Below are 11,897 nucleotides of genomic sequence, written 5' to 3' on the forward strand. Positions count from 1 at the left end.
GCGCTCGGGGACCGGCAATCCGATGACGGTGCGGCCGTCGCGGACGACCGCTACGCGCCCGGTCGATCGTCGGCCGGCAGACGGCAACCCACGGTCGCGGTGATCGTCATCGACCGAGCGTCCGCGAGGATCGACAGCTCCGTGTTGCTGTCCCACCGCGCGCCGTCGCCGCCCTCGAAGGTGACGTGCCGGTCGGGTGACGAGCTACCGCCCGGCAGCATGTCCGTCGCCCCGACGGACGCGGCCAGCGCGCGGGCCGTCTCCTGAAAGCCCGGCCACGCCGCCGCGGGCAGCGAACCGTCGGTGCGGTAGCGCGGCAGGACGACGCGCCTGCCGCCGGTGTGCGCGTAAGGCCCGTAGCAGGGCCCGATCGCGCGGTCGTCGATCCGACTCCACCGCAGCGCGGGTTCGAGCGCCGCGGCGGCGGCCGCGATCTGTTCGACGACCGACGCGACCTGTTGTTCGGCGACCTCGGAAGACGGCAATTCGGTCAATTCGGCTGTGACCGCCGCGATCTCGTCGGCGGAAGGCGGCGGAGCGGGATCACCGAGCAGGGTCGCGCAGCCGCCGGTCGTCAGACAGGCGACCGCCAGTGCGGCGATCGAGCGCAGTGCGGCGGGCTGCCGCCGCGGTCCGGTCGTCATCGTCTCCCCACGCTTTCCGCGGCCGCATCGATCGCGAGCGCGCTTCCCGCGCAATCCTATTCGCGACCGGCGGCGCGCGGGCGCGGATCGCGACGCGCCGCGACCGCGGCCGCCACCCCGCGAGACGCTCTTTTAGATGTCGATTCCCGAGACATCCGCCGAGGTTTTGTATAGTTTGGCCCTCGTTCAGTGAAGATCTGGCAAACACTATCCCCGGCCCGGCGGCGACGGAGGTTCGCGCGTCGCGCGCGGCCGACGAGAAGGGGTGTGCGGTGACGGGGACAATCCAGGCGGACGAACACATCGGTCGCCCGGCGCGGGGCAGGGAGGGACCGAGAACGTGGTGACCATCGCGCAGTTGCGGGCCGTCTTGGCGATCCTGCACATCGACCCGGACACGTTGGACCCGCCCTTCGACGGACCGAGGGACGCCGCCGCCGAGCGGGCGCTGCTGGTCGGTCTGCTGCGACGCGTGGTCGGCGGCGAAGGGCGCCATGCCATTCCGGTGGCCGAGGACCCGGCCGAGCGGATGTGCGCCGACGCCGCGGAGTTGCACGACCGCATCGGCGCGCTGGCCGAGGACGCCACCGCCGAGCCCGCGCCGGTGCTGCTCGCCGCGGCCACCCGGTCGGCCGACGCCACCACGGCGTTGCTGGAGCTGAGCCGCAACCCCGCGGGCAGCGATGCCGAAAACCGTTGGCGGCGTGCGCTGACCGATCTCGGGCAGGCCTATCACCTGCTCAACGACGAGTACGTCGGCCGGTCGAACACCACGACGGCCCCGCTACGCTGAGGGGCCGCGCCGGGTCGTTTCCGGAGGGGCGCTCGTCAGACGGGACGGGCCGCGCGACGGTCGCGCCACACCAGGACGGGTTCCACCACACGCGCCGCTATCGGGCCGAGCACCGCCATCAGCAGCACGTACGTCGTCGCCAGCGCCGCGAACTCGGTCGGCACCGCGCCCGCGGTGACGGCCAATCCCGCGATGACGATGGAGAACTCGCCGTGCGCGACCAACGCCGTGCCCGCGCGCGCCCGCCCGTACCGCGAGGTGCCCGCGCGTTTGGCGGCCCACCAGCCCGTGGCGACCTTGGTGGCCGTCGTGACCACGGCGAGCAGGCAGGCCCAGCCGAGCACCGGGGGAATGGTCGCCGGATCCGTGCTCAGCCCGAACAGCACGAAGAACAGCGCGGCGAACAAGTCGCGCAGCGGCTCCAGGATCTTGGTGGCGTTGTGCGCCGTCGAATCCGAGATCGCGATACCGAGCAGGAACGCCCCCACCGCCGCCGAGACCTGCAGCGCGGACGCTAGACCCGCGACGAGCAGCGCCGAGCCGAGCAGCTTGAGCAGGAAGATCTCGCGATCGTCGCTGTCCACGATCATCGAGACGTAGCGCCCGAAGCGCAGCGCGACCACGAGCACCACTGTGACCGCGGCCAGGGCGATTCCGACCGTGGTGAGACCGGCCAGGAATCCGGCGCTCGCGAGCACCGCCGTCAGCACCGGCAGGTAGCCGGCCATCACCAGGTCCTCGAATACCAGGATGGACAGAATCGTCGGGGTCTCCCGGTTGCCCAGCCTGCCGAGATCGTTGAGCACCTTGGCGACGATGCCCGACGAGGAGATGTAGGTGACGCCCGCCATGGCGATGGCCCCGGCCAGACCCCAGCCGAGGAAGAGCGCGACGAGGACGCCGGGAGTGGCGTTGAGCACGATGTCCACGATCCCGGCCGCCCAGGATCGGCGTAGGCCGGTGACGAGCTCGGCGGCAGTGTATTCCAGGCCGAGCAGCAGCAGGAGAAGGACGACGCCGATCTCGCTGGCCAGATGGATGAACGAATCGACGTGGTCCAGTTCGACGAGACCGCCTGTGCCGAACATCAAACCGCCGACCAGGTACAACGGGATCGGCGACATGCCGATGCGCGCGGCGATGCGGCCGAGCAGACCGAGGCCGAAGAAGACCGCGCCCAGCTGAATCAAGGAGAGCGCGGTTTCGTGTGCCACCACGCCTCAGCCGTCCGTCAGGATGATGGCGGCGGCCGCTAGACCGTCCGCGGTGCCGACGACGATCAGGACGTCGAAGGCGGCGAACACGAACTCCGGCCCCGGCGAGGCGATCACGTGACCGGCGCGCACGAGCGCGACGATGGACGTCTTGGTGCGCGTGCGCATCCCGGTGTCGCCGAGTGGCCTGCCGTCGTAGGGGGAGCCGGCGCGGACGGTGAGCTGCCGGGTGGTCACCCCGTCGAATTCGCGGTGCTCCTCCTGCAATTGCGCGACCACCTGCGGTGCGCCGAGCAAGTTGGCGAGCAGCGACGCTTCGCGCCGGGTGAGCGAGATCTGGTCGGTGACGTCGGGGTTGTCGGGCTTGCTGACGATCAGGTCCAAAGTGCCGTCGCGGTGGTCGATCACGCCGACCCGTCGGTTGTTCCTCAATGGAAAGTCTTTGCGGACACCAATACCCGGCAAGGGTGTTACCTCTACGTTCACAACTCCCACCCTATCCGGACAATTCGGGCTCGTTCCCCGTCGTGCCAACAGCCGCCGAGGGCGGCAGCGAATCAGTGGCGATCGGGCAGCGCGTCGCGGACCTCGCGATAGCGGTCGCCGAGTCCGTCGAGCAGCGCCCGCAGCCCGACCTCGAAGGCGTCCTCGTCGATGCGATGTTGCCGACCCGCGAGCAGATGGGCCTCGCTGAGGTGCGGGTAGTCGCCGCCGTAGACCGTCGCGTCGGCGGGGAACCCCGCGGCGAACGACGCGAGCGCGGAGCCGGTGATGAAGTAGCGCATCAGTGCCCCGACCGTGGTCGCCTCGCGGCGCGGCCAGCCCGCCGCCACCAGGCCGCCGAACACCGCGTCGGCGATCCGCAGCGCGTTGGGGCGGTGCCCGGGGCCGCCCGCCAGCGCCGGGACGATGTTCGGGTGGGCGGCCATGGCGGCTCGGTAGGAGTAGGCCCAATCCCACAGCGCCGTACGCCAATCCGGGTTCTCCGGGCCGAGCGCGGCGAACATGCCGGTGTCGACCTCGCCGAGCACCGTGTCGGCGATGGCATCGATGAGTTCGTCCTTGGTGCCGACATGGTTGTACAGCGACGGTCCCTGGACGCCGAGCTCGGCGGCGATGCGCCTGGTCGACACCGCCGCCATGCCCTCGGCGTCGAGCAGGGCCAGCGCGGTGGCCACGATGCGCGCTCGAGTGAGCAGCGGGTGGCGGGGTCGGGCCACGGGTTTGCCTCCTTGTCCTGTCGCAGCATTGTCGCAGGAGACAAAAACTTGCGCTGCTAGTTTATCGGCTTTACGGTCGCTTGGAAACTTTCACCGCTAGTTTTGGAGCGTGATTCCATGCGGGTCGTCTCTCTTGCCCGAGCCAGACACAGACCGATAGACCGACTGCGGGGTGTGGTCGCGGCGGCCGTCGTCGCGGGCGTGACGATGCTCGGCGCGACACACGCCATCGGCCCGGCGGCGGCCGCGCCCGAGCCCGCGGCGGCCGCGTCGGTCGAGCAGCAGCTCGCGGAGCTGGTCCGCGCCGGACTGCGGCCCGCGCCGGACGGCAGGCAGCCGCAGCCCATCGTGGACACCGGAAGCGGCTCGGGTTCGGCCGGGCGCAGCCACGCCACCCGGGTGGCGGGCGAGGGGCCCGAGCTGTCGGCCTTCCTCGCGGCCTTCGCCCATGGGCTGAGCCATCCCGACGCCGCCCCCGCCGGTGCGAACCAGCCGAATTGCCGTCCCAGCGCGGAACATCCGCGTCCGGTGGTGCTTGTGCACGGCACCTGGCTCAACGCCTACGACACCTTCGCGTACCTGTCGCCGCGGGTCGCCCGCGCCGGGTACTGCGTCTTCACCTTCAACTTCGGCCGCGCGAGCCTGTTCGAGGGCGGCGGCCTCGGACCGCTCCTGCCCGGCCGCTACGGCGTCGGCCCGATGGAGGATTCGGCCCGCCAGCTCCGCGAGTACGTCGACACCGTGCTTGCCGCCACCGGCGCAGAGAAGGTCGACATCATCGCGCATTCCCAGGGCGGACCGGTCTCGAGCCAATACCTGAAATTCGAAGGCGGCGCGGACAAGGTCGGCAAGTTGATCTCCTTCGGCGGCACCAACCATGGCACCTCGCTGATGGGCATGGCGTCGCTGGGACGGCTCATCACCAACCTCGGCATCCCCATCCTGGGCTTCTACCGGCCGCTGATCGGCCAGGCCAACATCCAGCAGGTCGTCGGTTCGGAGTTCTACGCCAACCTGAACCGGGACGGCGACACCGTCCCGGGCATCGAGTACACCGCGGTCGGCACCAGGCACGATCAGATCTCGAACCCGTTCGAATGGACCTTCCTGCGGCCCGGTCCAGACGCCTCGGTGCAGAACATCGCGCTGCAGGACGGCTGCGAGCAGGACATGTCCGATCACCTGACGCTCATGTACTCGCCGCGCGCCGCGGCCATCGCGCTGCGCGCACTCGACCCGCAGGCATCGATCGAGCTGACGTGCATGTTCAACCCGTGGATGATCGGCGGCGGCGGTTCGCTCTGACGGTCGGCGACGCACCGGGACCGGGCGGTGCCACCGCGCCGTCGCGTGCCCGGCCGATGACGACGAAGGGACGCCCGGCCGGATGGCTAGGCGTCCCTTGTGGTTTCGATGCTCGATCAGCAGCTGGTCGGCACCGGATCACCGCGGAAGCGCGCCTCGACGTAGTTCCACGCGTCGGCGAATCCGGCGACGGCAGCGGTCATGTGCTCGGCGATGTCGTAGGGCACCAGAGTCACCGGTGCGCCCGCCTTGCAGTAGCGATCGGCGGTCTCGGCGAGCGAGTCGAACGGCGTCAGCGTGTCGTAGCGGCCCTGCCACAGGTAGGTCGGCACGGCCGGCACGCCGTCGAAGTGGCGCAAGCTGTTCTCGTACAGCACTTCTCGGGCCTCGGGGCTGTCCATCAGGCTCTTGGACGCGGCCATCTGCTCGGCGCTGCGGAAGGCGCCGTGGAAGAGCAGGAAGCGGCGGCAGGCGTCGTGGGTGAACTCGCGGAACCACAGGCCGTTCGGGTTGAGCTGATCCGAGATCGGCAGCCGGTCCGGGTACTCCCGTTCCAGACCCATCGCCGCGGCGAAGGCGAGGCCGAAGCCGGGGTGCGGTTCGAAGCCGAGACCGAGCGCCATCTGCTCGAGATCGGCGGGAATGCCGCCCGCCACCGCGGCGGTCAGCTTCAGGTCGGGCGCGTAGGTCGGCTGCAGCGCGGCCGCCCACGCGGTGGCCATGCCGCCGCCCGAGTAGCCCGCGATCGCGACCGGCGAAGCGCCGAGGCCGAGTTCGGCGACCTTCTGCACCGCCTTCACGCTGTCCAGCGTGATCATGCCGCTGAGCTTGGCCGCGCCGTAGGCGACGGTCGGGCCGAGGTAGTCCGGCATGGAGACGGCCCAGCCGCGGCCGATCGGCAGCATCGCGCCGGGCGCGTCCTGGAGTTCGCCGTTGAACAGCGAGCGCGACGGGTTGCACCGGGAGCCAAGGGAATTGATCAGCGCCTGGTAGGAGACCAGGGGTGGGTTGCGCACTCCGATGGGGAGCAGGACGGTGGTGATGCCCATGATGGGCTTGCCGCCGGAATTGGTGGAGCGGAAGGCCACCTGCCAGCCTTCGGTGCCGACGTAGAGACCGGTGTCGATCTTGCGTGTCCGCACAACGTCACCGGGCTGCAGCGCGGCCAGTTCGGCGGGCGCGCTGTAGAACGGATCCGGATCGGGTTCGGGATAAAGGGGATCAGCCTGCGCCGGGGCGCACATGACGCCGAGGGACAGGATGCTCGAGACGAGGATCAGTATTCGAGTCGTGACTCTGGACACGGTCTTTCTTTCGGGCATCGGGCATCGCCGATGGACGACCGTGGGATGGGGGAGCCGCGGCGGACATCGGTGACGAATTTGGCAGGGAAACGACGCGGTGGAGCGACTTCGGTCACCGCGTCGATCGCGGTCGAATGGAATGGGTCGCTGGAGACGCGTGCACGCCATCGCCCCTCGCGGCGGATGTCGTGCCAGGCTTGGCGCACCTCCTTCGCCTCCGTGGCTGCCCGGGGCCGCAGGCGACGGCCACTATCCGCGGCGAACATATCGCAACCAAGATCGTATTGAGGAGAAGGGCGCACTGAACTTGATGATTCTCACAGTGGAACGCCGGGTTCACTGTGTGATCTCACAATGGTGCCGCTGCCCGGGTTTCTCGTCGCGACCTGCGGGTAGGGATCGAACATCATTGCGCCCGAGTAGAATTCGGACCCAACATAGCATTGCCGGAGTCTTCACCGAACCGGCCGTGATCAGCGGGAATCACAACGATCACGGGAGTCCACCCGCTCGGAACGAACGGTAGCGATCATCCAGCATCGGGGATGTGCCCGCGTTCCGCGGAAGTGACCATCATCGTGGTCATGGCGACGATGGGGAAGATCAGCAACCAGGCGTTCGGTATCCACCATGCGGGGTCGAATTCGCAGCGCACCAGGTAGAAGTTCAGCGCCATCAGTCCTGCGGCGGCGGTCGCGGTCAACGAGACGAGCATCATCCGCTCGGCTAGCGCCGGCTGCTTGCGCGCGACGGCCAGGCTCGCGAGCCCGATGCCGATGGCCGCGAGGTCGAGCCCGAGGAACGACCAGTTCCATTGGCGCAGAAACGGATCCGTACCGACGCTGAGGGCGCCGAGCGCCGTCGCGACCCAATACGCGTACCTCCGCCTTCGCTCCGGCCATGCGCATGGCTATCGACGGACTGCGTCCGACTGCGCCCACTGGGCGAGGAAACCGAGATCGGTCCAGAGCATGATCCGCTTGGTGCGGGCGAAGCGGGCGTCGGCCATGGGAAATGCCTCCTGCGGCGGGCCATCCGGAGCGGGGCGGACGCGGGGAGGTGCCCCGTGGCGAGCATAGTCCAGGCCGGACACGACGGCGCGCCGTCACCGAGCTCGCTCCTCGGTGACGGCGCGCCGTGAATGTCGGTCAGGGCGTGGAGAAACCGATCAGTGCGCCGATGCCCGCGCCGATCGGGACGGTGACCAGCGCGCCGACACCGCCGAGGAAGAAGCCGAGCACCGCGCCGATACCCGCACCGATCAGCGCACCGACCACGGCGTTGTGCTGCTTGCGCGCGACGGTCTCGTCGTACTCGACGAGCTGGCGCAGGTGCTGCGTGGTGGCGGCCGGGGCGCCGGCCGGCGTGAGGGTGAGGGTCCGGCCTGCGTCGGTGATGCGCGGTGTGAGGCCGAAGGTTTGGCCGTGGGCGGTGAAGCCCATCGGCAGGGTCGCGACGATGCGGCCCGAGGCGTCGGCGAGGGTGACCGTCCGCGCGTCACCGGCGAGCGTGAACGCGCCGCCCTCGACGGTGGTGACGATGCCGCTGCCGTCCGACGTCGGCCCGGCGGTGTAGCCGATGCCCTGGTCGACGCCGTGCACGGACACCTGGGCGGCTGGATCGGCGGGCTGGGCGTTGACAGCGCCCGCGGATATGCCGATGGCCCCGATCGCGAGCAGGGCGGAAGCGGCGAATTGATTGACTCTCATCGTGTTTCCCTACGTGTTTCGTTCGGGCAAGACAGCCGATGCGTCCCCAAGAGGCCGGTTCTCGGCCGTACTCATTCTCGCGTCAAACCGTGCGGAACGGGCGGTTTTGCGAAATCTCCACTCGCGAAAGGCTTTTGCTGCGCCGGATGGACGGTGTAGACCACCGACCACGGACCGGTCGGCGTCTCCGGCGCTGGCAACGGGAGTGGCCCGGCGCCTTCGCCCAGAACATCGGCGGCGACCTGCGCAAAGCGTGGTGCGGCGGGATGCGGCGAGGTGTCGGGCCACACGGCGCCGACGCGCAGCCGCAGCGGCTTGTCGACGAGGGGACGCCAGGCCACTCTCGGCTCGCGCCGGGCCAGCGCCTCCCTGGTGAGCGCCACACCATTGCCGGAAAGAACCAGTCCGAGCAGGAATTCGGGATTGCTAGCATGCCGGACCAGCCCTGGAACGAAACCGTGCGTGTGGCACACCTCGAGCAGTTCGTCGTGCCAGCCGGGAGCGGTGGCCCGCGGGAAGAGGATCAGCTCGTGTCCGGCCAGGTCGGCGAGGCTCACCTCGCGTAGTCGGGCCAGTGGCGAGGTGCGGGGCAGCGCGACGCCGAGGGGCAGTTCGGCGGTCGGTCCGTATCGCAGGTCGGGCGCGTCGACCGGATGCTCGACCAGTCCGACGTCGAGTTCCGCGGTGGCGAGCAGACGGAGCTGTTCGGCAGTCGTCAGTTCGTGCAGGTCCACGGTGAGCCCGGCGGCCTGCGCGGCGAGTTCGCGAAGCAGGCGGTGCAGCACGGCCGCGGGCGTATCCGGGGGGACGCCCGCGCGCAGCGTTCCCAGACTGCCGTCGCCCGCCTTGCGTGCCACCGTGCGCAACCGCTGTTCCGCCGCGAGCAGGGCGCGCGCCTCCTCGATCAGCAGCTGACCCGCGGTCGTCAGCTGCACGGCCCGCCGGGAGCGGTCGAACAGCGCGACGCCGAGCTCGCGTTCCAGCCGCTGAATGGACTGGCTCAGCGGCGGTTGCGCGATCCCGAGCACCTCGGCCGCCCTGCCGAAATGCATCTCCTCGGCAACCACCAGGAAATGGCGCAGGTGTCGGGCGAGGTCCATCGGCCGACGATATGCGATCGGATATCGGCCGCTCGGGCGCGGGCCGGTTACTGTTGCCGCCTGTGTCACCCGAGGAGCGCATCCGCGAGATCTTTGCCGAGCTGCCGGTGCGCGGCCGGTTCCATGCCGTCGACCTGGCCGACGGGCGCGAGATCGGCGTCGACGCCGACGACCAGGTGGTGATCGCCTCCATCTTCAAGATCCTGCTGATCCTGGAGTTCAGCAGGCAGGTCGACGCCGGCCAGCTCGACCCGACCGAACGCGTGCTGGTGCGCGCTGCGGACCGGCTCGGCGGCTGGGGCACCGCGGGCTGCGCCGACGACGTGGAGATGTCGCTGCGCGATCTGGCGTACTTCACCATGTCGGTCAGCGACAACACGGCCGCCGATCTGCTGCTGCGCCGGATCGGGCCGGACACGCCCGCGCTGCTCGCCGCCGAGCTGGGGCTCGCCGCGACCCGGGTGATCGGCGGACCGCGCCAGCTGCTGGAGACGATGTTCGCCGACGCGGGCGCGCGCACCGCCGCCGAATTCGCCGCGATCTTCCCGAGCCTGCCCAGGGAGCGGGTGGCGGACATGCGGGTCTTCCGTCCCGAGCACACCACCTCCAGCACCGCGCGGGAGATCACCCGGCTGCTCGGCATGATCTGGGGCGACGAGGCGGGCAGTCCGGCGGCGTGCGCCGCGACTCGAGACCTGTTGCGGCGTCAGATTTCTTGGACCAGGTTGGCGGCCGCGTTCCCGGACGAAGTGCTGGTCGCCTCGAAGACCGGCACGCTGCCCGGACTGCACATGGAGGCGGGCGTCCTGGAGTACCCCGACGGCGGACGCTACGCGGTGGCGGTGTTCGCGCGCAGCGACGAGCTCGCCACCCGCCGCATCGACGTCGACCTGGCCATGGCGCGATCGGCGCGGCTCGCCGTCGACGCCCTCCGCAGTGGTCCCGACCAGGCCTGATATCCGATCGCGTATCGGCATGGCGGGTTTTCGATCTTGGACGTGACCCGCGTCGGCCTGCTTGTCTCGTCGCCATGACATCTCCACGGATCAACCGCCGCACCTTGTTTCGCACCACCGCCGCGGGCGCCGGAGTCGCGGCCGTCGGGGCGGCGGGGGCGGGCGCGTTTCTCTCGAGCCGGGATTCCGGCGAACCCGTCCGCCTGCCCGGCGCTGGGAACGCGGAATTCCGCTGGCTCGGCGTCTCGGGCTGGCGCGTCGACATCGGCGGCGACACGCTGCTCATCGACCCGTATCTGAGCAGGTACCCGGTCGGCCTCGCCGCAGGCGCCTTCGACGCGAACGCGCCGCTGCGGGTCGATCCCGCCGCGATCGACCCGCACATCGGCAACCCGAAGTACGTGTTCGTCACGCACACCCACTGGGACCACTTCAACGACGTGCCGCACATCGCCGCGCGCAGCGGCGCGCGGGTCTTCGGCACCCTGACGACGTATCACGTGGCGCAAGCCTGTGACGTGCCGTCCGATCAGCTGAGCGTGGTGCGCGGCGGTGAGGTGCTCGATTTCGGCGGCTACACCGTGGAGATCGTCGGTTCGCTGCACAGCCGGACCAGCCGGTATTCGGTCACCTTCCCCGGCGTGCGGATCAGCCGTCCCGAGCGCCCCGCCACCATCGCCGATCTGCCCGAGGGCGACACGCTGGCGTTCCTGCTGCGCGTCGACGGCGGGCCGTCGGTGTTCTTCATGGGCGCAAGCGATTTCGTGGAACGAAACCTGACCGGCGCCGCGCCCGACGTCGCCATGATCGCGGTCAACAGCAGCGACGCCACGCACGACTACGCCACGCGGCTGACGCGCGCGCTCGATCACCCGCGCACGGTGGTTCCGGTGCACTGGGACGATTTCGAATCACCGCTGGCCAACCCGCCGCGCACCGACGACAAGAGCGCGCAGCGCCGCGACGCGCTGATCGCCGCGGTGCGCGCGACGAGCCCGGAGACGGAGGTGATCGTGCCCGAATACCTGACGCCGTACCGGTTCGGCTGATCGAAGGCGGCGAGGCCGAAGCCGGTTTCGGCGGGCGGCGAACGGGAATGACGGCAACGAAATCAGGTAGCCGTTGTCCCGATGGAGGAGCCACCGATGAGCACCGACGCGATCGTGCTGTTGCGCGAGGATCACAAGGCCATTCGCAAACTGTTCCGCGAGTTCGAGAAGGCGGGGTCGGACGCGCACACCACCAAGGCGCGGGTGGTCGACAAGATCATCGAGGCGCTGACCGTGCACACCTATCTAGAGAACGAGTGCATGTACCCCGAAGTGCGCAAGCTCGTCCCCGAACTCGAGGACGACATCCTCGAGTCCTACGAGGAGCACCACGTGGCCGACGTGCTCGTCGCGGAGCTGGCCGCCATGAAGCCCGAAGACGAGCACTTCACCGCCAAGGCCACCGTGCTCATCGAGAACGTCGACCACCACATCGACGAAGAGGAGAACGAGTGGTTCCCGCAGGTGCGCGAACACCTCGGCCGCAAGCAGTTGCAGGAGCTGGGCGCGCGGATGATCGAGCTGCGCAAGAAGGCGCCCACCTCGCCCGCCCAGCCGTCGGCGCTGAAGAAGGCCGTCGACGCCGTCATCTCCTGATCGGAG

At 69.7% G+C, this 11,897-nt stretch carries 12 protein-coding genes and 1 pseudogene; 5 read left to right on the forward strand and 8 right to left on the reverse strand.

Translation table 11 applies throughout. From position 1 onward, the window contains the following. Nucleotides 1–50 precede the first annotated feature (50 nt). Entirely contained in the window at nt 51–644 is a 594-nt protein-coding gene (locus tag FB390_RS32965; protein WP_141813049.1) for an LppA family lipoprotein, read from the reverse strand. A 340-nt stretch (nt 645–984) separates the two neighbouring features. Here FB390_RS32965 and FB390_RS32970 point away from each other — a divergent pair, with 340 nt between their 5' ends. Continuing rightward, nucleotides 985–1,437, forward strand: coding sequence for a hypothetical protein (locus FB390_RS32970; RefSeq protein ID WP_141813050.1), 453 nt, complete (start codon nt 985–987; stop codon nt 1,435–1,437). Between the two features lie 35 nt (nt 1,438–1,472). Here the strand turns inward: FB390_RS32970 and FB390_RS32975 are convergent, their stop codons facing one another. The 3 genes from FB390_RS32975 to FB390_RS32985 form a co-directional block, all read right to left on the reverse strand. Further along, complete coding sequence (locus FB390_RS32975) at nt 1,473–2,654, reverse strand: cation:proton antiporter (protein ID WP_141813051.1); 1,182 nt, start codon at nt 2,652–2,654, stop codon at nt 1,473–1,475. A 3-nt stretch (nt 2,655–2,657) separates the two neighbouring features. Then, nucleotides 2,658–3,137: a cation:proton antiporter regulatory subunit gene (locus FB390_RS32980; RefSeq protein ID WP_221639454.1), complete on the reverse strand. Its 480-nt coding sequence runs from the start codon at nt 3,135–3,137 to the stop codon at nt 2,658–2,660. Nucleotides 3,138–3,208: 71 nt separating this feature from the next. Then, nucleotides 3,209–3,871, reverse strand: coding sequence for a TetR/AcrR family transcriptional regulator (locus FB390_RS32985; protein WP_141813053.1), 663 nt, complete (start codon nt 3,869–3,871; stop codon nt 3,209–3,211). Nucleotides 3,872–4,078: 207 nt separating this feature from the next. On the opposite strand from FB390_RS32985, the gene FB390_RS32990 reads away from it, so the two are divergent. Continuing rightward, a complete protein-coding gene (locus tag FB390_RS32990) occupies nt 4,079–5,176 on the forward strand; it encodes an esterase/lipase family protein (RefSeq protein ID WP_141813250.1) in 1,098 nt (365 codons plus the stop codon). Between the two features lie 116 nt (nt 5,177–5,292). Here the strand turns inward: FB390_RS32990 and FB390_RS32995 are convergent, their stop codons facing one another. The 4 genes and pseudogenes from FB390_RS32995 to FB390_RS33005 all read right to left on the reverse strand — a co-directional run bounded on the left by FB390_RS32995 (nt 5,293) and on the right by FB390_RS33005 (nt 9,289). After that, nucleotides 5,293–6,420 carry a lipase family protein gene (locus FB390_RS32995; RefSeq protein ID WP_246124606.1) on the reverse strand — a complete coding sequence of 376 codons (1,128 nt, stop codon included), beginning with the start codon at nt 6,418–6,420 and terminating at the stop codon, nt 5,293–5,295. 589 nt (nt 6,421–7,009) lie between these two features. After that, nucleotides 7,010–7,342, reverse strand: a pseudogene (locus FB390_RS33865) (DUF5360 family protein); the annotation flags it as partial. Between the two features lie 286 nt (nt 7,343–7,628). After that, nucleotides 7,629–8,189: a DUF8020 domain-containing protein gene (locus tag FB390_RS33000; protein WP_141813055.1), complete on the reverse strand. Its 561-nt coding sequence runs from the start codon at nt 8,187–8,189 to the stop codon at nt 7,629–7,631. Nucleotides 8,190–8,260: 71 nt separating this feature from the next. Next, on the reverse strand, nt 8,261–9,289 hold the full coding sequence (locus FB390_RS33005) for a LysR family transcriptional regulator (protein ID WP_141813056.1): 1,029 nt from the start codon (nt 9,287–9,289) through the stop codon (nt 8,261–8,263). Between the two features lie 62 nt (nt 9,290–9,351). Between FB390_RS33005 and FB390_RS33010 the strand changes: the two genes are divergently transcribed. From FB390_RS33010 to FB390_RS33020, 3 genes are all read left to right on the forward strand, one after another. After that, nucleotides 9,352–10,245, forward strand: coding sequence for a serine hydrolase (locus tag FB390_RS33010; RefSeq protein WP_141813057.1), 894 nt, complete (start codon nt 9,352–9,354; stop codon nt 10,243–10,245). Between the two features lie 74 nt (nt 10,246–10,319). Continuing rightward, complete coding sequence (locus FB390_RS33015) at nt 10,320–11,294, forward strand: MBL fold metallo-hydrolase (protein ID WP_141813058.1); 975 nt, start codon at nt 10,320–10,322, stop codon at nt 11,292–11,294. A gap of 96 nt (nt 11,295–11,390) precedes the next feature. Continuing rightward, entirely contained in the window at nt 11,391–11,891 is a 501-nt protein-coding gene (locus tag FB390_RS33020) for a hemerythrin domain-containing protein (RefSeq protein WP_141813059.1), read from the forward strand. The last annotated feature ends 6 nt before the right edge of the window (nt 11,892–11,897 follow it).

The sequence above is a fragment of the Nocardia bhagyanarayanae genome (assembly GCF_006716565.1).
GTDB classification, from domain to species: Bacteria; Actinomycetota; Actinomycetes; order Mycobacteriales; family Mycobacteriaceae; genus Nocardia; species Nocardia bhagyanarayanae.